Origin of the sequence: Salinicola endophyticus (genome assembly GCF_003206575.1) — a bacterium.
Lineage (GTDB): Bacteria > Pseudomonadota > Gammaproteobacteria > Pseudomonadales > Halomonadaceae > Salinicola > Salinicola endophyticus.
In genome coordinates, this window is the sequence record NZ_PZJO01000007.1 from 86544 (window position 1) to 110279 (window position 23736).

A 23736-nucleotide genomic window follows, 5' to 3' on the forward strand; every position below is an offset into this window, starting at 1 on the left:
CCACCGTTCCTGGGGCCAAGACGACCGGGTTCGCCGTCGCGGCGACCCCGCCACCACGCGACCGACCCGTAACACACCCTGTCAGCGTGTCGTCGCCCCCACTGCATCAGAGGATTGTTCATGTCACAGAGTCAATTGATCGAATTTTCGCAGCAGGATGACATCGCCATTCTGACGCTGAACCGCCCCGAGAAGCGCAACGCCATGAGCGATGCCATGCGTGCGGAACTGGTCGAGCAACTCAAGCGCATCCGCGAGGATCGCTCGATCCGCGCCCTGGTGCTCACTGGCAAGGGCAAGGGTTTCTGCGCCGGTGGCGATATCGCCGGCATGCAGCAGCGCATGGAGGCCGACCCGGCCACGGTCGGCTTCAACGGCTGGGAACGCCAGCAGGGCGTGCACTACGCGGCCAGCCTGCTGCTGAATCTGCCGATTCCCACTGTGGCGGCAGTCAACGGCGCCGCCGCGGGGCTGGGCGCCGACCTCGCGCTCTCCTGCGATTTCGTCATCGCCGCCGATGCCGCCACCTTTACCTGGGCCTATATCGCGCGCGGGCTGGTTCCCGACGGCGGTGGCCTCTACTTCCTCCCGCGCCGAGTCGGGCTCAGCCGCGCCAAGGGCTTGATCTTCAGCGGCCGCCGCGTCGAGGCCGAAGAGGCACTCGCCCTGGGCATCGCTGATCAGCGCTGCTCGGGCGATGCGCTGCTGTCGAGCGCGCTGACGATGGCTACCCAGATGAGTCGCGGCTCGCGCACCGCCACGGCGCTGACCAAATCCATTCTCAACCGTAGCTACGAGCTCTCCGAGCAGCAGGTGTTCGCCGAGGGCAGCAAGGCGCAGGGGATCTGTTACACCTCCCGCGAGCATCGCGACTCTGTCCAGGCATTTCTGGCACGCGCCAAGGAGGCCACCGCATGAGCCAGCTCGACGCCCTGCTCAACCCCCGGAGTGTGGCCGTGGTGGGTGCCTCGGCCGATCCTCACAAGACCTCCGGTCGCCCGATCTCGTATCTGCTGAAGCACGGTTTTTCGGGGAATATCTATCCCGTCAACCCGAAGGCGAGCGAGATCCAGGGGCTGAAGTGCTACGCGCGCATTCCCGACCTCCCCAAGGCGCCCGATGTCGCGCTGGTCCTGCTCAACGCCCGCCACAGTATCGAGGCGGTGCGCGAGCTGTCGGCGCTGGGGTGCCGCGCAGCAATCGTGCTCGCCAGCGGCTACGCCGAGGCGGGTGACTCGGGCCTGGCGATGCAGGAAGAGCTCAAGCAGGCCGCCGGTGCCATGCGCCTGCTAGGCCCCAATACCATCGGCCTGGTCAACCTTTCCGCCGGCATTCCGCTGTCGGCCAGCGGCGCCCTCGAAGTGAGCGAGCTGCCGCGAGGTGGCATCGCCGTGGTGTCGCAGAGCGGGGGTATCCTCGGCGCGCTGCTGTCACGCGCCGCCGGCCGCGGTATCGGACTCTCGTCCCTGGTCTCCACCAGCAACGAAGTCGACCTGGAGGTGAGCGACTTCATCGATCATCTGGTCGACGACCCCGACACCCGGGTGATCGCCCTCTATCTCGAGAGCATCCGCCACCCGGCGCGCTTCCGTGCCGCCGCCGAACGTGCGCGGGCCGCCGGCAAGCCGGTGGTGGTGTTCAAGATCGGCCGTTCCGAGGCCGGCGCACGCTCGGCCAGCTCCCATACCGGTGCGCTGGCCGGAGAGGACCGGGTCTACGACGCCTTCTTCCGTGACCTGGGTATCGTGCGCGCCGACACCTTCGACGAGCTGCTCGACATCCCCGCGGTACTCACCGCCGGCCGCCGCATGCAAAAGCGCCGCGTAGCGATCCTGACTTCCACCGGCGGCGCCGGTACGCTGATCGCCGACAGCCTGGGCATGAAGGGATTCGAGGCGCCGCTTCCGGACGAGGCCACCGCCGCGCGCCTGCGCGAGCTGCAGGGCGACACCCCGGCGGAACTCGACCGCAATCCGATCGACGTCACACTGGCTGGCCTGCAGCCCGATCTGCTGCGTCAGGCGATTCGTACGCTGCTGGAGAGCGAGACCTACGATGCGCTGGTGGTGATCATCGGCTCTTCCGGTCTGGCCATGCCCGACCTGGTCGTCGGTGCCATCCAGGCCAATCTGGCGCTCAGCGACAAGCCGGTGCTGGCGTATGTCAGCCCGCACGCACCGGAGACGCTGAAACGCCTGAACCGCGCCGGCATCCCCGGTTTCAGCTCACCGGAAAGCTGCAGCGCAGCGCTGGAGGCGATCCATGTCACCTCCACGCGGGTGACATCCGCCCCGGCCGCCGCCGTCACGCCGGCGATGGCGGACACTCCCCAAGGGTCGCTGGACGAAGCGAGCGCCAAGCAACTATTCCGCACCCATGGCATCGCGGTTCCCGCCAGCCGCACGGTGACCACGCCGCAGGAGGCGGCGCACGCCGCCGCCGAGATCGCTACGCCGGTGGTGCTCAAGGTGCTCGACGGTACGCTCCTGCACAAGAGCGACATCGGCGGCGTGGCGCTCAATCTCGGCGCCGACACCATCGCCGAGCGCCTGACGCGCATGCAGCAGGCGGTCGCCGAGCATACCGGGCACACGCCGCAGCGGTTCCTCGTCGAAGCCATGGTACCGGGCGGCTTCGAGCTGATCCTGGGCGCCAACCGCGATGCGCTCGGCACCTCGATCCTGCTCGGGGCAGGCGGCGTCACCGCGGAGCTGTTCAAGGACACGGCCCTGCATCTGCTGCCCGACGGCCAGGCGCTCAGCCTGGATCAGGCCCACGCGATGATGCGCCAGTTGATCAGTTGGCCGCTGCTAGCCGGATACCGCGGGTCCGAGCCGCGCGATACCGCGGCACTGGCGCAGGCGATCGTCGACTTCTCCACGCTGGCCGCAGCGCTGGGTGAGCGCCTGGTGACGGCAGAGATCAACCCTCTGTTCGTGCTGCCGGAGGGGGAAGGCGTGGTGGCCGCCGACGCCGTGCTGGTGACGACCGCCACCGCAGCGGCCGGCGAGGAGATCGCCCATGCCTGATACGCACCAGCCGCCACGGGTCGAGCTCGACTACGTCGACGACATCGCCGTGGTCACCCTCGACAATCCACCGGTCAACAGCGGTAACCAACGTATCCGCCAGGGCATCCTCGACGCGCTGGCGGCAATCGACACCCAGCGCGTCCGCGCAGTGGTGCTGCAGGGGGCCGGCAAGCATTTGATGGCGGGGGCCGATCTGCGCGAACTGGACCAGCCCGCCACCGCACCGTCACTACCCGAGGTCACGCAGGCACTCGAGGCGTTCCCGCTGCCGATCGTCGCCGTGGTCCGTGGCCATACGCTGGGCGGGGGGCTCGAACTGGCGCTGGCCTGCGACGCGCGCCTGGCAACCCCCGGCGCCAGTCTGGGCCTGCCGGAGGTCAATGTCGGCATCATCCCGGGGGCCGGCGGTACCCAGCGCCTGCCGCGGCTGGTGGGGGTCGATCACGCGCTGACGATGATCGTTGCCGGCAAGCCCATCGACGCCGCCACGGCTCACCAGTGGGGGCTCGTCGACCAGATGCTGGACACCACCGAGCGCGCCGACCAGGAGGTCGCGGCGCTCGACTTCGCGCGCCGCATGCCGGCGGACAAGCGCCGCGTCAGTGCGCGGTCGGTGCCCCCCTTCGATGCCGACCAGAGCGCACGCCTGCAGGCGCAGCAGGTACGTCGACAACGCGGCCTGCCCGCCGCCGCCGAGGCCGCCGATGCGGTGATGATCGCCACACGCACGCCCTTCGCCGAAGGCGTGGCACACGAGCGCGAACGCTTTCTGGCACTGCGCGACAGCGAGGCCGCCCGAGCCCTGCGCTATCTGTTCTTCGCCGAGCGTGCCAATCCGCTGGCAGAGCTCACCGCCGCGCCGGCGACGCTCACACGGGTGTCAGTGATCGGCGCCGGAACCATGGGCAGCGGCATCGCTCTGGCCGCGCTGCGCGCCGGCTATCGAGTGGACCTGATAGAGCGCGATGCCCAGGCGCTGGCCGCTGGCGTCGAGCGGATCGAGAAGGCGCAACAACAGCTCATCGAGCGGCACGGTACCACCGCCACACCGCTCTCCGAGCTGCTGTCGCGTCTGGCCTGCAGCACTCAACTGGCGGGCGTCGAGCAGGCCGATCTGGTCATCGAGGCGATCGTCGAGGATCTCGAGATCAAGCGGTCGCTGTTCGCCGAGCTGTCGCGGCTGACCTCGTCCGACACGCTACTGGCGACCAACACCTCGTATCTCGATATCGACGCGATCGCCGCCGAGGTCGCGCAGCCATCGCGGGTGCTGGGGCTGCACTTCTTCAGCCCGGCGGATCGCATGCCCCTGCTCGAGATCGTCGCCACTGCGCGTACCGACGACACGACGCTGGTCACCGCGCACACCTTCGCCAAGGCGCTGAAAAAGACACCGATCGTGGTCCGCAATGCCTGGGGCTTCGTCGGCAACCGGATCTATGCCGCCTACCGCCGGCAGTGTGAGTTCATGCTCGAAGAGGGCGCCTCCCCGACGCAGATCGACACCGCGTTGGAGGCGTTCGGCTTCGCCATGGGGCCATTCAAGGTCGCCGACATGTCCGGACTCGATATCGCCTGGAAGATGCGCCAGGCCACTGCCGCGGCAGACACTGACCGGCGCTATGTCGGTCTGCCCGACCGCCTGTGCGAGGCCGGCCGCTTCGGACGCAAGACCCGCCAGGGCTACTACCGCTACGACGATTCGCTGCAGCCTTCGGAAGATCCCGAGGTGATGTCCATGATCGACGCCTATCGCCAGGCGCAGGGTATCGAGCCGCGCGCATTCAGCGCCAGCGAGATCCAGCAACGCGTGGTGGCGGCGCTGATCAACGAGGCGCTGCTGGTCATCGGGGAAGGTGTCTGTCGCCGTGCCGAGGATATCGATATCGCGCTGGTCAATGGTTACGGCTTTCCGCGCTGGCGCGGCGGGCCGGTGTTCATCGCCCGCCAGATGCCCGCAGAGGCCCTTGCCACCGCCCTCGACCAGCTCGCCCGGGCGAGCGGCCAGGGCCATGTGGCCGGTGACCCCGCCGTCCTGTCCACGGCGTGTTCTCGAGAATCTTCCCAAGGGCCTTCCGAACCCGCCAACAGGAGCAAGACGTGATGTCAGAAGCGTGGATCTGTGACGCCATCCGCACCCCGTTCGGGCGCTTTCAGGGCGCCCTCTCCGGCATCCGTGCCGACGATCTCGCGACCCTGCCGATACAGGCGCTGATGCAGCGCCACCCCGAGCTCGACTGGCACCGGGTCGACGACGTGATCTACGGCTGTGCCAACCAGGCCGGCGAGGACAACCGCAACGTCGCACGCATGGCCGCGCTGCTCGCCGGGCTGCCGCTCGAAGTCCCGGGATCTACCCTCAACCGTCTGTGCGGCTCCGGCATGGATGCGGTCGGCAGTGCCGCCCGCGCCCTGCGCTGCGGTGAGGCTCAACTGATGGTGGCCGGCGGCGTCGAGAGCATGAGCCGCTCACCCTATGTCATGGGCAAGGCCGAAAAGCCCTTTTCGCGCGGCCAGACCCTGGAAGACACCACCATTGGCTGGCGCCTGATCAATCCAGCGATGAAGGCACGCTACGGCGTCGATCCGCTGACGCAGACGGCCGAGAACGTCGCCGAGGAGGAGCGTGTCAGCCGCGCCGATCAGGACGCCTTCGCCCTGCGCAGCCAGCAGCGCTGGCAGGCCGCCCACGCCCGCGGATTCTTCGACCGGGAGCTGATGTCGGTGACCGTGAGCCGGCGCGGCCAGCCCGACCTGGCGTTCACCTGCGACGAGCATCCGCGACCGGAGAGTACGCTGGAAGCGCTGAGCAAGCTGCGCAGCGTGACGCACGAAGACGGCAGCATCACCGCCGGCAACGCCTCGGGTATCAACGATGGCGCCTGTGCGCTGCTGCTGGCCACGCCCGAGGGTGCCCGCCGGCACGGCCTGGTCGGACGCGCGCGCATCGTCGGCATGGCGACGGCCGGGGTGGCACCGCGGGTCATGGGCATGGGCCCGGTGCCGGCGATCGAGAAGTTGCTGGCCCAGACCGGGCTCAGCCTCGAGCAGATGGACACCATCGAGCTCAACGAGGCCTTCGCCTCCCAGGCGCTGGCGGTAGGCCGCCGGCTGGGACTCGCCGACGACGACCCGCGCGTCAACCCCAACGGCGGCGCCATCGCCATCGGCCACCCACTGGGCGCCTCCGGTGCACGCCTGATCACCACCGCGCTGCATCAGCTGGAGGCCAGCGGTGGGCGCTACGGGCTGTGCAGCATGTGCGTGGGCGTGGGTCAAGGCGTGGCGCTACTGATCGAGCGGTGCTGAGGTCGCCTTGCAAGCGGGGCGCCCCGTGTCGCCGGACCGGGCGAGTTCAGCGGTCACGCGGCGCCCACTGGGCGTCACGATTGGCCAGTAGCCATTGGTCGAAAATGTGACCAACAGTATGGCCAGACCTCCCTGACATATCCTCAGTCGATCCGAGTCGGCCGCATCCCCCATAGTAGCGCTATCTCTTCGGCGGTGTTTCCATCCTGGCGCCGAAGAGCGCGCGTTCGCCTCGCCCGAATGGCAACAAGAACGATACCACCATCACGTCTTGTGGAGGTTCCTCATGACCGTAGAGGCCGTAAAATCCCCCTCCCGAATCGGCAACGATGTCGATGACCATCACGATCGCGATCAGACCTTGACGATCAAGAAATCTCTGGCAGAAGTCGTGATCTATCTGCTGCTCATCGCTGTCGATATCTTCTATCTGAGCGAAGCCTATCGGCTTCATGTTCAGGTACCGAGCCCACACGTGGGTCCCGGCGGATTCCCGCTCATCATCGCCGTCATCAACCTGCTGCTGCTTCTGGGTCTGCTGTTCATCAGCCTCTTCATCAAGCCGCGCAGAACGCCCCAGGAGCGTTTGGCATTCAGCCGCCCCCTGTCGGTGCTGGCCGCCGTCGCCATCCTCATCGCCGAGACCACGCTGCTGAAGACGGCAGGGCCGCTGATTACGATCGCCCTGTTCTCATTCCTGCTCATGTGGGTCGCAGGCGAACGACGCCTGACGATGCTGGCGATCATTCCTCCCCTGTTCTCCGCCGCCATTTACGCCATTTTCGTCATGGCACTCGGCGTCTACTTCGATTGAGGGCATCAGATGATTGATCAAATACTGGTCGGATTCGGCTCTTTCGCCAACCCGCTGGTCGTGGTGGGTCTGCTCGGCGGGGCGCTCCTGGGCTATCTCATCGGGGCCATCCCCGGGCTGGGTCCGAGCCTGGGCGTCGCCCTGATGATTCCATTCACCTACGGCATGGACCCCACGGTCTCCATCGTCACCCTGGTGGCCCTGTATGTCGCCGCCGAATATGGCGGTGCGATCTCGGCGATTCTGCTCAACTCGCCGGGCACCGCCGCGGCGGTCGCCACCTCCTGGGATGGCTACCCGCTGTCGCAGCAGGGCAAGGCCGGCCTGGCGCTGAACGTCTCCATCATCTCCTCGGGTGTGGGCATCTTCGTCAGTGCCGTCCTGCTCTTCTTCACCGCCGTGCCGCTGTCGGAGTATGCCCTCGCCCTGGGCCCGGAGGCCTACTTCGCGCTCGCGCTGCTCGGCCTGAGCCTGGTCTCCAGCCTCTCGCCTTCGCTGCTCAAGGGGCTGATCGCCATGGGCCTGGGGCTCGGCCTGGCGACCATCGGGCTCGACACCCAGACGGGCGTGCCGCGCTTCAGCTATCACCCGGACTTCTTCGAGGGCCTGCCGCTGGTACCGGTACTACTGGGGCTGTTCGCCCTTTCCGAAGTGCTGTTCATGATCGAGAAAGGCGCGGCGGGTTCGGTCAAGAGCCAGCCCATGAGTGGGCTGTTCGCGGTTCCCTTGAGCACGTTCACCCAGCTCAAGCGCGTGTTCTTGACCAGCTCCATTCTGGGTTACGTGATCGGGATCATTCCTGGTGCGGGCGCCTCGATCGCTTCGTTCGCGTCCTATGGCGTGGCCAAGAAGAGCTCGCGTCACCCCGAGCGCTTCGGCAAGGGTAGCCTGGAGGGTGTGGCGGCCTCGGAAACCGCCAACAATGCCGCCGTATCCGGCGCGCTGGCGCCGCTGCTGGCACTCGGCATTCCCGGTTCGCCGACCACCGCGATCCTGATCGGCGCGCTGATGATTCAAGGCATTCAACCCGGACCGCTGCTGTTCGCGACCAACCCGGAGATCCCCTACACGATTTTCGCCTCACTCTGGATCGGAGTGCCGGTGATGATCATCATCGGTCTGGCGGGGGCTCGCTTCTGGGCCAAGGTGTCTGACATCCCGGGGCCGATCATCGCAGCCATCGTTGCCGGGATCAGCCTGATGGGCGCTTATGCCACAGAGAACGCCATTTTCCCGGTCTTCATCACGCTGGCGTTCGGCCTGATCGGCTATCTGCTACGCAAGGTAGATATTCCGCTGGCGCCGATCATTCTCGCCCTGGTGCTGGGCGACATGCTGGAGACCAACTTCCGCCGCGCAGTCTCGATCGCCAATGGCGACATGACCACGTTCCTGACCGATCCCATCAGCGCGACGCTGCTGGCGATCATGGTGATCTCGCTGATCCTGCCGCGCCTGCGCAAGTCCTTCTTCAAGAAAGCGGCGCAGGTCTAGCACCGGACGCACTGCCGGCCCGACCTCAACCGAGGGAGTCCAGCACCCGCGCCGGCGGCGTTCCCTCTTCGCCGGCAGCGGGCGCTGCCGGCGTTTGCGTCTGCATCACACCCCGCATCCACTCGAGAAATCTGAGCAGCGCATCCGAGGGCGGCGTTCCCTTGGGCCAGACCAGATAGTAGGCTTCGCCGGTCTTCAACGTCTCCGGGAACGGGGCCAGGAACTCTCCCGATTCGAGCTGCTTCTCCACGAACATCTTGACGGCGATGGCGCAGCCCATACCCGTCGACGCCGCCTCGTAGGCCAGCGCAGAGCTCTCGAATTGAACACTCGCCTTGTCCTCGACCGTATCGCCATAGGCGGCGAGCCAGTGCTGCCAGTCCGAGGAGCGGGCCATCGAGTGCAGCAGCCGAACGCGGGATAGATCGCGCACGGTCTTGATCCCGGCCGAGGCCTGCAGAGCGGCGGAGACAACGGGGATGAGTTCGATATCCACCAGCTTCTCGGCGTGCAGGTCCGACCACTCTCCGCGCCCGGCACGGATTGCCGCGTCGACGTTGCCGCTATCGAAGTCCGCCGGTTTCAGAGACGACGAGAGCTTGACCTCGAGCAGGTCGTTGCGGGCGTTGAAATCCGCCAGCCGGGGAATGAGCCAACGCTGCGAAAAGGTGGTGTAAGACTGGATCGACAGCACATCCTTGCGCCCGCGACGCGAGACACGTCGGCTGGCGTCGGAGATCTCCTTGAAGGCGTTCTTCACGCCTCGGTAGAGCTCCAGCCCCTCCCGCGTCAGCTCGATACCGCGATGCTGGCGGTAGAACAGCACCACGCCCATGTAGTCCTCGAGCACCTTGACCTGACGACTCACCGCGACCTGCGAAACGTGCAGCTCCTCGGCCGCCTTGGTCAGGCTGCACAACCGGGCCGCGACCTCGAAAGCCCGCAGCGGATTCAAGGGAGGGAGAGGATGCGACATAGGTAGATACCCGCTGCAAAACCGGATTCTATAGCACAGCACTACGCAGCCCAGGTATTAGACCTTAGTTTTTGCATCACCATGAATGCTAGGTCTTCGATCTGATAAGGCGCCAGGACGCTTGCCGAATACACGACTCGCCGAAAACGACAGACTTCGCCGCTCAGAGTCGATGATCGGCATATCCCCATCTCGACACGCCTAATAGTGAAGGGGGACGCTGTGACATGTACGGGGATTGAGCCGGGTTTACACCACAACAAGCGCCGAGCGACTGGACGTCAGCAGCGCGTGCGGTGCTTCAGCGTTTCGGCCTCGTCGCTCTCGAGCCGCGTGGTACGCCGCGGCGATGCCGGCGACCGGCGCAACGGATGCAGCAGCGCATTCGAACGCAGCATCGTCGACAGTATGGCGCGAATCAAGTGCGCGAGCACGTAGACAACCACGGCCATAACGATCAACGCCTTGATACGCCGTGAAATCTTCACGCTGCTTCTGCTTGAATGGGGGGGGGGAATGACACGGACGATATAATTACACGACTGTGACGAAAAATTGGAGGCGTCGATAATCGGTATGCGGGTCATCGATGAGCTCGAACGCCCCGCGACTCACGCTCCCCGCTGAGTCTGTTCCCAGAAGCAGAGCAAGTGAGTGACGACATGACCGACAGCATCGCCATTGTGGATACCCGCAGGCTCCGAATCCGCGAATTTCGGCCGACCGATATTGGCGCGTTGTCAGAGATTCTCGCCGATGCCGAGGTCATGCGTTTTTCGCTTCATGGGCCTTACAGCACTGAAAAGACTCGTGATTTCATTGCAGCCAACCGGGCTTGTCAGGCAGAGCGAAACTTCGCAATGTGGGCCTTGGAAGATAAGGCCCGCAGGGTACTGCTCGGCTTCTGCGGACTGGGTCCGACAGAGCTCAATGGCAGGGAAGAGATCGAACTCGGTTATCGTCTAGCCAGGAGAGCTTGGAGTGCCGGCCTCGCCACCGAAGCGGCTAGCGCCGCACTTCGCTACGGGTTTGAGCAATGCGGACTGGATTCCATTATGGCGATCGTCGACATCGACCACCGAGCGTCCGCCAGGGTCGCCCAGAAGATTGGCATGAGCCATGAGGCACAATCTCGCCACCACCACTCGAACATCGATATCTACCGTCGGCAGAACAGCCTGAAATAAGTCTTAGCGCTCCAACAACCCTTCGAAGAAGCGCACCGCGTTCTCTTCGAGCCCTTCCAGGTAGTAGCCGCCCTCCTGCACCACCAGCGTGGGCAGATCGAGGGCGGCGATGTCGCGGCCGAGTCTGCCGAACCCCGACGTGGAGACTGCCACCTTGGCCTGGGGGTCCTTCTCATGGATATCGAAGCCCAGCGCCAGCACCAGCGCATCCGGTTCGAACAGGCGAATCGCCTGACAAGCCTCTGCCAACCGCGCGAAGAAGACCGATTCCGGTGATCCGTGGGGCATCGGCAGATTGAGGTTGTAACCGAGCCCCGCGCCGCGCCCCCGCTCATCCTCGAAACCGCAGACCACCGGGTAGAAATTGGTGGTGTCGCCGTGGATCGAGATATACATCACGTCGTCGCGCTCGTAGAAGATCTCCTGCACGCCCTGACCGTGGTGCATGTCGGTATCGAGCACGACGACGCGGGGATAGCGCGAGGTCAGACGCTGTGCGGCGATAGCCGCGTTGTTGAGGAAGCAGAAGCCGCCGGCGGAGTCGATCCCCGAGTGGTGACCCGGCGGGCGCGACAGAGTATAGGCGAAGCGCTCGCCGGCGAGCAGGGTGTCGGCCCCCGCCACCGCGCTCTGCGCCGCCCAGTAGGCCGCCTGCCAGGTGTGCCGGCCCACCGGCGCACTACCATCGGCCAGGTAGCGCGCCGCTTCGGCAAGGATGCCGCGCAAGGCGTTGGGCGAGCGCACGAACACATTGGAGATCACCTCCTCGCCCCAGTCCTCGCCCAGCTCGTGCCAGCGCCGGTGAGCGCTCTCGAGAAAGCGCAGGTAGGGCAGCGAGTGCACGGCGCGCAGCGGGCCGACCCCCTGGTCGGTCGGCGCCTGGATCTGGAAACCGAGCCGCTTGGCCGCGGCCAGCAGGTGCTCGGCGCGGTCGCGCACTTCCTGGGGCTTGCGCATCTTGCCGCGGGAGAAATAGGTCTGCGGCTGGTGCAGTAGCTGATCGTCGTGAAAGAAGGTATTCATGGAGTGTCCTGGTTGTCCGCCATCCGTGACTAGGCCTGGTTCAATAACCCGCCGTTCGATCTACCATGCCCGCAGGTCGCTGGCCGCTTTCCAGACGCTGCAGCGCCTTCGCCACCGCCTGGGCCACCTGTGGCGGGGTCGAGTCACAGGCATCGTGCGGCGTGACCAGGATCCGCTCGTGCCGCCAGAACGGATGATCCTGCGGCAGCGGCTCGATCGCGAAGACGTCCAGCGAGGCCGCCGCAAGCTGGCCGCTCGCCAGGGCCGCGAGCAGGTCGTCCTCGATGAGATGTTCACCGCGCCCGACGTGGATCAGCGCCGCGCCCCGTGGCATCCGGGCAAACAGCGTGGCGTCGAGGATGCCCCGGGTCTGCGGGGTCAATGGCAGCAGATTTATCAGGATGTCGCTGCGCGCCGCGAGCCGCTCGAGCCCCGCCTCACCGCTGAACCCCTCGACGCCGGCCGGCAGGTTGCGCCCGCTGCGCGAATGGATCGCCACGTCGTAATCCAGCGCCACCAGTGAGCGCGCCACCGCCCCGCCCATCCTGCCCGCCCCCAGCAGCCCCACGCGGACATCCGCGGCGGCGCGCTTCGGCAGACGCTCCCAGTGGCGTTGACGTTGATGGCGCAGATAGTCGCCGAAGCGACGGTGATGCCACAGCACGTGCCAGGTCACGAATCCCGCCATCATCTGGGCCTGGGACTCACCGGCAATGCGCATCAGCGGCACGTCACTCGGCAGGCTGGGGCTTTGGAGAATCCCGTTGACGCCAGCGGCGATCGACGACACCAGGCGCAGATGGGGATAGGGCCGGAAATCCTCGGCTCCCGGGTCCCAGGCTAGCGCGAAGGTCACGCTCTCGGGATCGGTGATGGCATCCGGCAGTGCCAGACGGATATGCGGCGCCACCTGCTCGAAGGCGGCAATGTAGGTCGTCATGATCTCGGCCGAGCCCAACAGCACGCCCTGTACGGTGGGTGCACCGGCGCCTGGTTCGGGTGTCCGAGCGTGATGTTCGGTTTCCATGGTCGTCATGCGTTCCCGGTGTCGTGGATCGGTTCAGAGCACCCCGGCGGTTGCCGTCACCGGCGCCGGCGCATCGCGGCGTCCCGGTATCGCTTCCAGCAGCTCGCGGGTATAGGGGTGTTGCGGCGAGTTAAAGATCTCCCTGGCGCTGCCGTGCTCGACGATACGGCCCTTCTGCATCACGATCAGACGATCGCAGATCTGGGCCGCCACCCGCAGGTCATGGGTGATGAACAGCAGCGAGAGATCGAGCTCCCGCTTCAGGTCATCGAGCAGCTTCAGCACCTGCGCCTGGATCGAGACGTCCAGCGCCGAGACGGCCTCGTCGGCCACGATCAGTTCGGGGTTGAGCGCCAGCGCCCGGGCGATGCCGATACGCTGACGCTGGCCGCCGGAGAACTCGTGGGGATAGCGCTCGGCGGCGCCGCCATCGAGCCCCACCGTTGCCAGCAGCGCCCGCGCCTGTGCCAGCGCCTCGGCCTTGGGCACGCCGTTGGCGATCGGCCCCTGGGCAATCGCCATGCCGACACGGATGCGCGGGTTGAGCGACGCATACGGGTCCTGGAAGACCATCTGGATGCGACGCCGATGCGCTCGCAGCGCGCGGCCCTCCAGGGCGCTCAGGTCCACCCCGTCTAGACGGATCTCGCCGCTGTCCGGCCGGTTCAGGCCCACGATGCAGCGCCCCAGTGTCGATTTCCCGGAGCCCGACTCGCCGACGATCCCCAGCGTCTCGCCCTTGCCGAGCGAGAAGCCGATGCCATCGAGCGCGACGACTTCACGCTTGGGCTGGAACCAGCCGCCACTGGTGCGATAGACCTTGTCGAGGCCGCTGACCGACAACAGCGGTGTCGACTGCGTGCCGTCCCGCTGCGGCGGGATGGCACCCCCCGGCCTTTCCACCGCCGCCAGGACATCGGCGGGTCTTCCTACCGCCGCCACGACATCGGCGGGGATGGCGTCGATCAGCGCACGGGTGTAGTCATGCCGGGGATGGTCGAGCACCTCGCGGGCCTCCCCCATCTCGACGATCTTGCCTTCGCGCATGACGCAGACGCGATCGGCGATCTCGGCGACCACGCCGAAATCGTGGGTGATGAACATCACCGCCATGCCGCGCCGCGCCTGCAGATCCTTCACCAGATGCAGAATCTGCGCCTGGGTGGTCACATCCAGCGCCGTGGTCGGCTCGTCGGCAATCAGCAGTTCCGGCTCGAGGGCCAGGGCCATGGCGATCATCACCCGCTGACGCTGGCCGCCGGAGAGCTCGAAGGGATAGGCGCGCAACGCCGACGTCGGATCGGGCAGGCGGACCTCCTCGAGCAGCGCCAGCGCCCTCTCCTTGCGCGCCCGCGGGGTCAACAAATCATGCGCCTCGAACACTTCGGCGATCTGCTCGCCGACCCGCATCAGCGGGTTGAGCGCCGTCATCGGCTCCTGAAAGATCATGCCGATACGCCGCCCGCGCAGGGCACGGTGGCTGAGTTCATCCATCGCCAGCACGTCCTGGCCGTCGAACAGCGCCCGCCCCTGGGCGACACGCACACCGCTCGGCAAGAGCCCCATGAGCGCATTGGCCGTCATCGACTTGCCGGAACCGGATTCGCCGACCACGCACAGGATCTCGCCCGCCGTCAGGTCGTAACTGACGTTATCGACGGCATAGAGCCGGTCGGCGCCCTCCGGCAGGGCCAGCGACAGGCGCTCGATACGCAGCAGGGGCGCGCCGGACTCTCGTGTGGGTTCACTCATGGTCGGTCTCCTAGCGAGCTCTGGCGAGCTGCGGGTTCAGTGCATCATCCAGCCCTTCGCCGACCAGATTGAGCGCCAGCACCGTGAGCAGGATCGCCACCCCCGGAATGACCGACAGCCACCAGGCCTGGCGCATGACCGTCCGCGCGGCGCCGATCATGTAGCCCCAGGACATGGTGTCCGGGTCGCCGAGACCGAGGAAGGAGAGCGAGGATTCCAGCAGAATCGCCGTGGCCACCATGAGCGAGGCCAGCACGATCACCGGTGAGAGCGTATTGGGCAGGATCTGCTTGATGATGATGTCACGGTGGGTCTGGCCGACCAGGCGCGCCGCCTCGACGTACTCGCGATGCTTGATCGAGAGAAATTCACCGCGCACCAGGCGCGCCACCGGCGGCCAGCTGACGATGGCGATGGCCAGCACGATAGAGAACGTACTCGGCTCCATGATCGCCACCAGCACGATCGCCAGCGCAAAGTTGGGAATGGTCTGGAAGAACTCGGTGAAGCGCATCAGAGCGTCGTCGACCTTGCCACCGAAATACCCCGCCAGCGCCCCGAGGGGCACCCCGATGGCGAGCGCCACCACGGTGGAGATCAAGCCGATCAGCAGCGACACCCAGGCGCCGTGGGCCAGCCCCGCGGCGACGTCGCGCCCCATGACATCGGTGCCCAGCCAGAAACCGGAGACTTCGCCCGGCGCCAGAAACGGTCGCTGCACCATGCGCCAGGGAGAGTCGGGATAGAGAAAGGGCGCCAGCAAGGCCAGCAGCACCACCAGACCGAGAATCACCAGCCCCACCAGGGCGCCACGATTCTGGGCAAAGCGTTTGAAGAAATTCATGCGGCCCCCAAAGAAAGAGTTGCCTGGATCGCCGAGCGGAATGAAGCGCGAGGCGCTCGGCGCGCAGAGAGCAAGACATAACTGGCTGTTAGGATTGCGCTAGAGCACCGCGCACCATTTCGCCGGGAGCGAAATGGAACAGCCGCAGGCTGGCCTTCGGTGGCCGCCAGGACGGCGGCCATAGCAAAGCGATCCGTCCGCGCAGGCATTCAGGTAGCGCCTTGCTTGATCCGCGGATCGGCGAGCCGATAGATCACGTCGGTGAGCATGTTGAACAGGATCACCAGCAGCGCGCAGAAGAAGAAGATGCCCAGCAGCAGGTTGTAGTCCCGCTGCATCAGCGCCTCGTACATCAGCCGGCCGATACCGGGCCAGGCGAACACGGTCTCGGTCAGCACCGCCCCGCCCACCATCTGCCCGGCCTGCAGCCCGGCCAGGGTGATGATCGGCAGCAGTGCATTGCGCAGGATATGCCGACGCTGGATCACCCCCGGCGCCAGCCCCTTGGCGCGTGCCGTCTTGACGAAATCCTGCTGCGACACGCTCAGCATCGAGGTGCGCGTCATCCGGGTGTAGACCGCCATGAAGAACAGCCCCAGCGTCAGCGCCGGCAGAATCAGATGAACCGCGACGTCGCCGACGTGGGCCAGGCCGGTGTAGTCGGCACCGACCGTCGAGTAGCCGTAGGCGGGCAGCCAGTCGAGCGTCACCGAAAAGACCAGCACCGCCATCATCGCCACCCAGTAGAGCGGCGTGGCATAGAACAGCAGCGCCAGCCCCATGATGATCGAGCCCGATGGCCGTTTGGCGCGCATGGCGGCCAGCGCCCCCGCGATGATCCCGAACAGCAGCGAGATGCAGAACGCCGCGCCGGTGAGCAGCAGCGTCGCCGGCAATCGCTCCAGAATCAGATCGAGCACCGGCATCTGCTGGCGATAGGAGTAGCCGAAGTCGAGCTGCAGCACCCCGCTCATGTAGCGCCAGAGCTGCACCGGCAGTGGCTGGTCGAGACCGAAGCGTTCGCGCAGATCGTCGAGGAACTGCTGGTCGGTCGCCCCGGCTTCGCCCGCCATGACGGCCGCCGGATCACCGGGGGCGGCGTGAATCAGGAAGAAATTGAATACCAGGATCGCCAACAGCACGATGACGGCCTTGCCGACACGACCCAGGATCAGAGAGACATAAGCCATGGTTCTGTCCTCGCCGAGCGTCGGCCACCTGAAGGCCGCCGACGCTGCCTACCGAAACGGGGGTCGCCTACTGCTCGATCCAGGCGTTCTTGAACCCGTCGTTGAGACCGATACCGGTGGTGATCAGGTCATGCACGTTACAGCGGTAGATCGTCGGCTGCGCCAGCTCCATGATCCACGCCAGCGGCACGTCGTCGTGCAGCGTCTGCTGAATCTGGTCGTACATCGCCTGGCGTTTGTCGGGGTCGTTCTCCACCGCGGCAGCGGCGAACAGCTTGTCGATCTCGGGGTTCTCGTAGCCCTCGACGTTGTTCCACGGCGAACCCTTGGCGATATTGCTGGAGATGTAGGTCCGGGCGATGCCCAGTGACGGATCGCCATACTGGAACAGGTAGGTGAAGGCGATATCGTAGTCCCAGTCACTCACCTTCTGGTTCCACCCCGCCACGTCCGAGGACTCGGTTTCGATGTCGATGCCCACATCCTCGAGGTTCTGGCGCACGGCTTCCGCCCAGCGGGTCCAGGTCTCGCCGTAGGGCAGCGGCAACAAGCGTACCGGTTCGCCCTTGTAGCCCATCTCGGCGAGCAGCTCCCTGGACTTGTCAGGGTCGTAGGGGTACGGCTGGAGATCGTCGTCATGAGCGGCCAGGGTCGAACTGAACGGGCCGTTGGGCACCTTGCCCAGCCCATTCCAGAGCACGTTCTTGGCGAAATCACGATCGATGGCGTACATCACCGCCTGGCGGAAGCGCTTGTCGGCGGTCGGCCCTTCACGGTTGTTGAGCCACAGCATGGCGAACGGGTTGAAGTACTCGCTGCCCGCCTCCGTCATGCAGCTTCCGTCCAACTTGGCGAGACGCGGGATATCGAAGTTCTCCACCGAGCCGGCGGGCATGATGTTCAGGGTCCCGTTCTCGTAGGCCGCTGCCCGGGACGCCGCATCCGGGATCACGTGCCAGTAGATCTTGTCGAGATAGGGCTTGCCCGCTTCGTAGTAGTTCGGGTTCTTGTCCAGCTCGATCACCGAGCCGCGATCCCATTTGGCGAACTCGAACGGGCCTGTGCCGATCGGATGGTTGTTGGCCGGATTGTTGTAGAAATCGGTGCCCGCGTAGAGGTGCTTGGGCACGATCGGCAAGGTACCGACCTCGAAGGCCTGGATGAAGGCCGGGAAGGGCTGCTTGAGCGTGAAGACCACCGTCTCGTCATCCGGCGCCTCGATGCTGGCGACGTGGTCGAGAATCGCGCGGGTTCGCGGGTTGGTCTCGCGCAGGAACACATCGGCGGAGAACACCACGTCGGCGGCGGAGAACGCCTCGCCGTCATGCCATGTCACGTCGGGGTGCAGATGGAAGGTGTAGGTCAGGCCATCGTCGCTGATCTCCCAGGAGGTCGCCAGCTGCGGCATCGGCTCGAGGTCGGCGTCGTAACGCAGTAACCCTTCGAAGATATTCCCGGCCACCCGCTGGGTGGGGGCATTCTGCACCAGCGGCAGCATCAGCCCCGGCGGCTCGGGCTGAATGGCGACATTGGCGACTCCGCCGGATGACGGCGTTTCCTGAGCCACGGCGGGCAGTGCGACAGCAAGCGATAGCGCGGCCGCCGTCAGACGGCCGGTCACGGACGATAGCAGGGTCATGGCAGATCTCGTCGTTATTGGATTTGTCGAATCTTCGAACCACTGTCAAAGCGCCTTTCAGACGCGTTCAGCGCGATAGGTCAGGGTTACCGCGCGCCTTCTCGTATCCAGCCTCGTGATGTCCAATCTGGTGATGTACGACCGGGTGATGTACGACCTCGTACTGTCCCGTCTCTGATATCCAACCTCAGGGATCGCCGGCAGACGTGCGGGCCTCCAGCGGCGCTCCGTCAGCCCTCGAAATCGGGCTGAATGCGCTGCAGCAGGCGCAGATAGGCCTCCCACTCCGGATCGCGATCGGTGACACCGTGATCCGCGTCCCACTTTTCGTACTGCCGCGCGGTGTGCTCGGCCAGGGCATCGTCCACCCGGCGAATCTTCATGCCGCTGCCCATCAGCGCGAGCTGTGCCTGACAGCTGCGCTCGAGGTTGTGCATCCGTTTGAAAGCCTCGCCGACGCTACGCCCACACACCAGCATGCCGTGGTTGCGCAGCACCATGACCGGCTTGTCGCCGAGATCCGCGACCAGGCGCTCGCGCTCGGCCAGGTCCAGGGCGATCCCCTCGTAGTCGTGATAGGCGGTGCGGCCGTGGAACTCCATCGACCACTGGTTCAGGGACAACAGCCCCTCTTCCAGACACGAGACGGCGACACCGGCCACCGAGTGGGTATGCAGTACACAGTGAACGTCCGGGCGCGCCTCGTGGATCGCACTGTGGATGGTGAAGCCGGCCTTGTTGATCCCGGCACGCTCCGGATCGTCGAGCACCTTCCCTTCGAGATCGACGGTCACCAGATTGGCCGCGGTCACTTCCTCGAAGCGATAGCCGTAAGGGTTGATCAGGAAGTTCTCCTTGCCCGCCTCGGCACGTGCGGAGATATGCGTATAGATGCTGTCATCCAGGCCGAAATGCGCGATCAGCCGATAGGCTGCCGCCAGGTCGCGACGTGCGACCTGCTTCGAGGCCTGGTGAGCGTCATTCGCCATATCCATCATCGATCTCCTGTGGGGGCATGCGACAGCGCCGTCATCGTCGGCGACCGCGGGGTCTGTCATTAACCTATCAGGCAATTTTCAAACTGTCGACACTCGACAGTCGACCCGCTACGATCGCCACAGAGTGTGTGAGCGATGCCAACCGCCAGCCAAACGAGATGCCATGACGACGACCACGCAGGGATTTGCCACCATTCAGCAGCGCGATCTGGTCAACCAGATTGCCGACATGCTGACGGAAGCGCTGCTCAAGGGGGATTTCGCACCCGGGGTGCATCTGGCCGAAGCGCAACTGGCACGCGACTTCGGCGTCAGCCGCGCCCCGGTGCGGGAAGCGGCACGTCTGCTCGAAAGCCGTGGCATGCTGGTCTCCCAGCCCCGGCGCGGCTTCTTCGTGCGCACCTTCAACGCCGACGAGCTGGAGGATGTCTACGACCTGCGCCTCTGCCTCGAGCGCCACGCCGTTCGCCTGCTCGCCGGCAAGTTGACCGACGAGATGGAAGCGGCGCTCACGCATCAGCTCGAGAAGATGCGCCAGGTAGCCCGCGACGGCACCGCCGTGCAGCAGATCGAGGAGGATGTCGCCTTCCATCGCATGCTGTGCGAGTTCAGCGGCAACCAGCGCCTGGTGCGCGTGTTCGACGAGCTGTGCCACGAGATGCGCTTCTGCATTCTGCTGATCGGTCAGCTCTACGATGACGCCATGCGCGTCGCCGATACCCACGAGCCGATTCTGGAAGCGCTGCGCACCCGCTCCCCCGACGCCGGCGAGGCGGCGCTGGACTACCATATCGGCGTCGCCCAGCAGCGGGTGATGGAGATGTTCCGGGAACGTGCCAAGCGCTGATGGCGGCCCGGCGCCCGTGAGCATGGCAGCGGTCTCTGGCCGTACCGCACGGGCCCGAGTACCGATATCGCAGACCTGCCAACCAGGGGGAGATGACTATGCATGTGTTCGTGAGTGACGCTCACCGCGATCACGACCCGCAGTTCTTCGTCGTGCGCGGTCAGGTCCGCCGCAGCAACGAGCAGCCGGAACGGGCCGATCGCCTGCAGCGCTCCGCCGCCAGCGCCGGCCATACCCTGGTCACCGCGGATGCCGAGGTCGACCACGACACACTGTCCCCTGTCCACACCCCGCGCTATCTCGACTTCCTCGAACACGTCCACAGCCGCTGGCTGGCTCTGGAGGACCGCAACCCGGAGGAAGTGGTCGCCAACGTCCACCCCTTTCCCGGCGAGCCCTGCACCTACCCGGATCATCTGGTCGGGCGGGTCGGCTTCCACCTGGGCGATATGGCCGCCTCGATCGGGCCCGGCACCTGGCGGGCGGCGAGAGGTGCCGCCCAGTGCGCCCTGAGCGCGGCTCGCCACGTCCAGTCAGGTCATCGCCTCGCCTACGCGCTGTGCCGCCCGCCGGGGCACCACGCCTACGCCGAGCGTGCCAACGGCTTCTGCTATCTCAACAACGCCGCCATCGCCGCCAGCGCGCTACGCCGTCACCATGCCCGGGTGGCGATACTCGATATCGACGTTCACCACGGTAACGGCACCCAGGGCATCTTCTACGACCGTGACGATGTGCTGACGGTCTCGCTGCATGCGGACCCGCACTTCATGACCCCCTTTTTCACCGGTCACGCGCATGAAACCGGGCGCGACGCCGGCGAGGGCTACAACCTCAACCTGCCGCTGCCCCAGGGGCTCGAGACCGCTGGCTATCTGCGCCAGCTGACCCGCGCCTGCGAGCGCATCGCCGACTTCGCCCCCGGTGCGCTCGTCGTCTCGCTCGGCCTCGATATCTACGCACACGACCCCTACCAGGGCGTCGCGGTGACCACGCAGGGCTTTGCGCAGATCACCCGCCAGATCGCCCAGCTCGGCCTGCCCACCGTCATCGTGCAGGAGGGGGGCTACCTCTCCGATGCCCTCGGCGACAACCTGGTCAGCGCGCTGTCGGGGTTCGAATGATGACGAGTCACACAGACGACAGCACGGACGTCCTCGCGGCCACGGCCCTGACGGTGTCGCCAGAGACCGCCCAACGGGTGCTGGCCACGCGCTTCGGCCTCGCTGCCACCCTCGAGCCACTCAGCGGCGAGCGCGACTGCAATTTTCGCGCGGCGGCGGCCGACGGCCAGCGCTACCTGCTCAAGTTCACCCATCCGGCGGAGCGCCAGGCGGTGAGCGATTTTCAGGTCCGGGCGCTGATGCACCTGGCCGAACGGGATCCGACCCTGCCGGTTCCGCGGGTGCTGCGCGACCGCGATGGCGATCCGGCGCCACCGCTGCGGCTCGAGGATGGCCGCGTCAGTCACGTGCGCCTGTCGACCTTCCTGCCCGGCACGCCGCTGGCCGACCACGTGGCCTCCCCGCGTTTCCAGTCCAGGCTAGGCGGCTGGCTGGCGCGGATCGACGTCGCCCTGGCCGACTTCGACCATCCGGTTCGCGAGCTGTCGATGCCATGGGACCTGCAGCGCGCCGACGACCTGCTGCCGCAGACCGATAGCCTCGATGACGCCTCGCGCCAGCGCATCCGCGACCGGCTTCAGCGCTTCGCCGAGCAGCTGCGTCCACGCCTGGCGGCGCTGCCGCGTCAGCCGATCCATAACGATCTCAATGGTCACAACGTGCTGTTCACATCGACCCAGGGCGACGCCAACCCCTTGCCCGAGCACCCCGCGGGGATCATCGATTTCGGCGATATGCTGTTCGCCCCGCGGGTGGTCGATCTCGCCGTGGCCGCGGCCTACCAGATGAAGGATGCCGCCGATCCGCTGGCGGGGGCCCTGGCGCTGATCGCCGGCTATCATGCCCATTCGCCGCTCGATGATGCAGAGGGCGCACTGCTGCGCGGCTTGATCGAAACCCGGCTGGCAATGGCGATTACGGTCTCCACCCATCGCGCCGGACGCTACCCGCAAAACGCCGACTACCTGCTGCGCAATACGGCCGCTTCCCGCCGGGCCCTGGAGCACTGCCTGAGCCTGTCCGCGGCGACCTTCCAGCGCCGCCTGAGCGAGGCGCTCGATTCACCCTTCAATTCATCGGGTACGGGAGAATGAACATGCAGGAGCCCAGCGTGAAAGATGACGATGCCGTCGACGCGGCCCTGCTGGCGCGGCGCCAGCGCCTGCTCGGCGCCTCCTACCGCCTGTTCTATCAGCGGCCGTTCCATCCCGTGCGCGGTGAGGGCGTGTGGCTCTTCGACCGTCACGGCACGGCGCACCTGGACGCCTACAACAACGTCGCCTGTGTCGGCCACTGCCACCCGAAGGTCGTGGAAGCCATCGCCAACCAGGCGGCCACCCTCAATACCCATACCCGCTACCTACACGAGACGATCCTCGACTGCGCCGAACGGCTGATCGACTCACTGCCGGCGCCCCTGGCACAGCTGGTCTTCACCTGTTCAGGCAGTGAAGCCAACGATCTCGCCCTGCGCATGGCCCGCGCCTTCACCGGCGGCGAGGGGCTGATCGTCACCGAGCTGGCCTATCACGGCGTGACCCAGGCGATCGCCGAGGCGTCGCCCTCCCTCGGCAGCAAGGTCAAGCTGGGCACCAGCGTGCGCACCGTGCCAGCGCCCGTGGATCGCGGTGACGGCGCCGCGGCGATGGGTGTACGCTTCGCCGCCGGCGTGCAGGCGGCGATCGATGATCTCGCCGCCCACGGCATCCGGCCCGCCGCGCTGCTGCTCGACAGTGTCTTCTCCAGCGACGGCATCGTGACCGATCCGGTCGGGTTTCTCGCCCCGGCGGTCGAGACGATCCGGCGCGCCGGCGGGCTCTATATCGCCGACGAAGTGCAGGCCGGGCTCGGCCGCACCGGCGTCCTGTGGGGCTTCCCCCGCCACGGCGTCAGGGCCGATCTGGTCACGCTCGGCAAACCGCTGGGCAACGGCCATCCGGTAGCCGCGGTTGCCGGCCGGCGCGATGTGATGGACCACTTCGGGGAGACGGCGCGCTACTTCAATACCTTCGGCGGCAATCCCGTGTCCTGCGCCGCCGCGCTGGCGGTCCAGCGCGTCATGGCCGAGGAGAATCTGGTGGCACAGGCCGCCACGGTTGGCGCCGATCTGCACGCCGGCCTGGGTCAGATCGCGGCCACCACGGATCGGCTCGGCGCGGTGCGCGGTGCGGGTCTGCTGGCCGGTGTCGAGGTGCTCGATGCCCAGGGCGCACCGGACGCCGCGCTCGCGCAGGCGCTGGTCGACGGCCTGCGCGAGCGCCAGGTGCTGATCAGCGCCACCGGGCCACAGGCCAATGTGCTGAAGATCCGCCCTCCGCTGGTCTTCAAGCGCACGCACGTCGAACGTCTGTGCGAGGTGCTCGAAGCGACCTTGGTCGACGTGCTCGAGACATGGCGCGACAGATAAGTCCCGACAATGACGTTCCTGACCGCCAACCACTAACATGACGACTCAGGCGCGGTGATAGACCGCTGCAAGC

20 protein-coding genes are annotated in these 23736 nt (G+C 66.3%); 11 read left to right on the top strand and 9 right to left on the bottom strand.

Annotated elements, in window-relative coordinates; genetic code table 11:
- Positions 1 to 120 precede the first annotated feature (120 nt).
- The 6 genes from DOM66_RS15355 to DOM66_RS15380 all read left to right on the top strand — a co-directional run bounded on the left by DOM66_RS15355 (position 121) and on the right by DOM66_RS15380 (position 8649).
- Positions 121 to 918, top strand: a complete 798-nt coding sequence (locus DOM66_RS15355) for an enoyl-CoA hydratase/isomerase family protein (RefSeq protein ID WP_110676031.1) — start codon at positions 121 to 123, stop codon at positions 916 to 918.
- A complete protein-coding gene (locus tag DOM66_RS15360) occupies positions 915 to 3029 on the top strand; it encodes an acetate--CoA ligase family protein (RefSeq protein WP_110690778.1) in 2115 nt (704 codons plus the stop codon). Before DOM66_RS15355 ends, DOM66_RS15360 begins: the two co-directional genes overlap by 4 nt.
- The gene (locus DOM66_RS15365; RefSeq protein ID WP_110676035.1) at positions 3022 to 5136 is read left to right on the top strand and encodes a 3-hydroxyacyl-CoA dehydrogenase NAD-binding domain-containing protein; all 2115 of its coding nucleotides are present in this window, start codon (positions 3022 to 3024) and stop codon (positions 5134 to 5136) included. Before DOM66_RS15360 ends, DOM66_RS15365 begins: the two co-directional genes overlap by 8 nt.
- Positions 5136 to 6341 carry a 3-oxoadipyl-CoA thiolase gene (gene pcaF, locus DOM66_RS15370; protein ID WP_110690779.1) on the top strand — a complete coding sequence of 402 codons (1206 nt, stop codon included), beginning with the start codon at positions 5136 to 5138 and terminating at the stop codon, positions 6339 to 6341. Before DOM66_RS15365 ends, pcaF begins: the two co-directional genes overlap by 1 nt.
- Positions 6342 to 6627: 286 nt before the next feature.
- The gene (locus tag DOM66_RS15375) at positions 6628 to 7155 is read left to right on the top strand and encodes a tripartite tricarboxylate transporter TctB family protein (RefSeq protein WP_110690780.1); all 528 of its coding nucleotides are present in this window, start codon (positions 6628 to 6630) and stop codon (positions 7153 to 7155) included.
- 9 nt (positions 7156 to 7164) lie between these two features.
- Positions 7165 to 8649 (top strand): tripartite tricarboxylate transporter permease, encoded by a 1485-nt coding sequence (locus DOM66_RS15380; protein ID WP_110676041.1) that lies wholly within the window; start codon positions 7165 to 7167, stop codon positions 8647 to 8649.
- A 25-nt stretch (positions 8650 to 8674) separates the two neighbouring features.
- Here DOM66_RS15380 and DOM66_RS15385 read toward each other — a convergent pair whose 3' ends face one another.
- Both DOM66_RS15385 and DOM66_RS19645 read right to left on the bottom strand, forming a co-directional pair.
- A complete protein-coding gene (locus tag DOM66_RS15385) occupies positions 8675 to 9625 on the bottom strand; it encodes a LysR substrate-binding domain-containing protein (RefSeq protein ID WP_110676043.1) in 951 nt (316 codons plus the stop codon).
- 281 nt (positions 9626 to 9906) lie between these two features.
- Positions 9907 to 10113, bottom strand: a complete 207-nt coding sequence (locus DOM66_RS19645; RefSeq protein ID WP_157958849.1) for a hypothetical protein — start codon at positions 10111 to 10113, stop codon at positions 9907 to 9909.
- Between the two features lie 174 nt (positions 10114 to 10287).
- Here DOM66_RS19645 and DOM66_RS15390 point away from each other — a divergent pair, with 174 nt between their 5' ends.
- Positions 10288 to 10812 (top strand): GNAT family N-acetyltransferase, encoded by a 525-nt coding sequence (locus tag DOM66_RS15390; protein WP_110690781.1) that lies wholly within the window; start codon positions 10288 to 10290, stop codon positions 10810 to 10812.
- Between the two features lie 3 nt (positions 10813 to 10815).
- On the opposite strand, the gene DOM66_RS15395 is transcribed toward DOM66_RS15390, so the two are convergent.
- The 7 genes from DOM66_RS15395 to DOM66_RS15425 form a co-directional block, all read right to left on the bottom strand.
- Positions 10816 to 11835 carry a histone deacetylase family protein gene (locus tag DOM66_RS15395; RefSeq protein ID WP_110690782.1) on the bottom strand — a complete coding sequence of 340 codons (1020 nt, stop codon included), beginning with the start codon at positions 11833 to 11835 and terminating at the stop codon, positions 10816 to 10818.
- 40 nt (positions 11836 to 11875) lie between these two features.
- Entirely contained in the window at positions 11876 to 12871 is a 996-nt protein-coding gene (locus tag DOM66_RS15400; protein ID WP_232825230.1) for a 2-hydroxyacid dehydrogenase, read from the bottom strand.
- A gap of 24 nt (positions 12872 to 12895) precedes the next feature.
- On the bottom strand, positions 12896 to 14614 hold the full coding sequence (locus DOM66_RS15405) for an ABC transporter ATP-binding protein (RefSeq protein WP_110690783.1): 1719 nt from the start codon (positions 14612 to 14614) through the stop codon (positions 12896 to 12898).
- 10 nt (positions 14615 to 14624) lie between these two features.
- Positions 14625 to 15458 (bottom strand): ABC transporter permease, encoded by an 834-nt coding sequence (locus DOM66_RS15410; RefSeq protein WP_110676051.1) that lies wholly within the window; start codon positions 15456 to 15458, stop codon positions 14625 to 14627.
- A 209-nt stretch (positions 15459 to 15667) separates the two neighbouring features.
- A complete protein-coding gene (locus DOM66_RS15415; protein WP_110690784.1) occupies positions 15668 to 16648 on the bottom strand; it encodes an ABC transporter permease in 981 nt (326 codons plus the stop codon).
- A gap of 67 nt (positions 16649 to 16715) precedes the next feature.
- Complete coding sequence (locus DOM66_RS15420) at positions 16716 to 18287, bottom strand: ABC transporter substrate-binding protein (protein WP_110690785.1); 1572 nt, start codon at positions 18285 to 18287, stop codon at positions 16716 to 16718.
- Positions 18288 to 18517: 230 nt separating this feature from the next.
- Complete coding sequence (locus DOM66_RS15425; RefSeq protein WP_407071990.1) at positions 18518 to 19282, bottom strand: class II aldolase/adducin family protein; 765 nt, start codon at positions 19280 to 19282, stop codon at positions 18518 to 18520.
- A gap of 166 nt (positions 19283 to 19448) precedes the next feature.
- Between DOM66_RS15425 and DOM66_RS15430 the strand changes: the two genes are divergently transcribed.
- The 4 genes from DOM66_RS15430 to DOM66_RS15445 all read left to right on the top strand — a co-directional run bounded on the left by DOM66_RS15430 (position 19449) and on the right by DOM66_RS15445 (position 23663).
- On the top strand, positions 19449 to 20132 hold the full coding sequence (locus DOM66_RS15430) for a GntR family transcriptional regulator (RefSeq protein ID WP_110676057.1): 684 nt from the start codon (positions 19449 to 19451) through the stop codon (positions 20130 to 20132).
- Positions 20133 to 20230: 98 nt separating this feature from the next.
- Positions 20231 to 21256, top strand: coding sequence for a histone deacetylase family protein (locus DOM66_RS15435; RefSeq protein WP_110690786.1), 1026 nt, complete (start codon positions 20231 to 20233; stop codon positions 21254 to 21256).
- Complete coding sequence (locus tag DOM66_RS15440) at positions 21256 to 22350, top strand: phosphotransferase (protein WP_157959068.1); 1095 nt, start codon at positions 21256 to 21258, stop codon at positions 22348 to 22350. Before DOM66_RS15435 ends, DOM66_RS15440 begins: the two co-directional genes overlap by 1 nt.
- A 2-nt stretch (positions 22351 to 22352) precedes the next feature.
- The gene (locus tag DOM66_RS15445; RefSeq protein ID WP_223162013.1) at positions 22353 to 23663 is read left to right on the top strand and encodes an aspartate aminotransferase family protein; all 1311 of its coding nucleotides are present in this window, start codon (positions 22353 to 22355) and stop codon (positions 23661 to 23663) included.
- Positions 23664 to 23736 lie beyond the last annotated feature (73 nt).

Bases quoted from the DNA above. Each gene is read 5' to 3' on its own strand.
- DOM66_RS15355 (WP_110676031.1), top strand. From the start codon at position 121: ATGTCACAGAGTCAATTGATCGAATTTTCGCAGCAGGATGACATCGCC.
- DOM66_RS15360 (WP_110690778.1), top strand. From the start codon at position 915: ATGAGCCAGCTCGACGCCCTGCTCAACCCCCGGAGTGTGGCCGTGGTG.
- DOM66_RS15365 (WP_110676035.1), top strand. From the start codon at position 3,022: ATGCCTGATACGCACCAGCCGCCACGGGTCGAGCTCGACTACGTCGAC.
- pcaF (WP_110690779.1), top strand. From the start codon at position 5,136: ATGTCAGAAGCGTGGATCTGTGACGCCATCCGCACCCCGTTCGGGCGC.
- DOM66_RS15375 (WP_110690780.1), top strand. From the start codon at position 6,628: ATGACCGTAGAGGCCGTAAAATCCCCCTCCCGAATCGGCAACGATGTC.
- DOM66_RS15380 (WP_110676041.1), top strand. From the start codon at position 7,165: ATGATTGATCAAATACTGGTCGGATTCGGCTCTTTCGCCAACCCGCTG.
- DOM66_RS15385 (WP_110676043.1), bottom strand. From the start codon at position 9,625: ATGTCGCATCCTCTCCCTCCCTTGAATCCGCTGCGGGCTTTCGAGGTC.
- DOM66_RS15390 (WP_110690781.1), top strand. From the start codon at position 10,288: ATGACCGACAGCATCGCCATTGTGGATACCCGCAGGCTCCGAATCCGC.
- DOM66_RS15395 (WP_110690782.1), bottom strand. From the start codon at position 11,835: ATGAATACCTTCTTTCACGACGATCAGCTACTGCACCAGCCGCAGACC.
- DOM66_RS15400 (WP_232825230.1), bottom strand. From the start codon at position 12,871: ATGACGACCATGGAAACCGAACATCACGCTCGGACACCCGAACCAGGC.
- DOM66_RS15405 (WP_110690783.1), bottom strand. From the start codon at position 14,614: ATGAGTGAACCCACACGAGAGTCCGGCGCGCCCCTGCTGCGTATCGAG.
- DOM66_RS15410 (WP_110676051.1), bottom strand. From the start codon at position 15,458: ATGAATTTCTTCAAACGCTTTGCCCAGAATCGTGGCGCCCTGGTGGGG.
- DOM66_RS15415 (WP_110690784.1), bottom strand. From the start codon at position 16,648: ATGGCTTATGTCTCTCTGATCCTGGGTCGTGTCGGCAAGGCCGTCATC.
- DOM66_RS15420 (WP_110690785.1), bottom strand. From the start codon at position 18,287: ATGACCCTGCTATCGTCCGTGACCGGCCGTCTGACGGCGGCCGCGCTA.
- DOM66_RS15425 (WP_407071990.1), bottom strand. From the start codon at position 19,282: ATGGATATGGCGAATGACGCTCACCAGGCCTCGAAGCAGGTCGCACGT.
- DOM66_RS15430 (WP_110676057.1), top strand. From the start codon at position 19,449: ATGACGACGACCACGCAGGGATTTGCCACCATTCAGCAGCGCGATCTG.
- DOM66_RS15435 (WP_110690786.1), top strand. From the start codon at position 20,231: ATGCATGTGTTCGTGAGTGACGCTCACCGCGATCACGACCCGCAGTTC.
- DOM66_RS15440 (WP_157959068.1), top strand. From the start codon at position 21,256: ATGACGAGTCACACAGACGACAGCACGGACGTCCTCGCGGCCACGGCC.
- DOM66_RS15445 (WP_223162013.1), top strand. From the start codon at position 22,353: ATGCAGGAGCCCAGCGTGAAAGATGACGATGCCGTCGACGCGGCCCTG.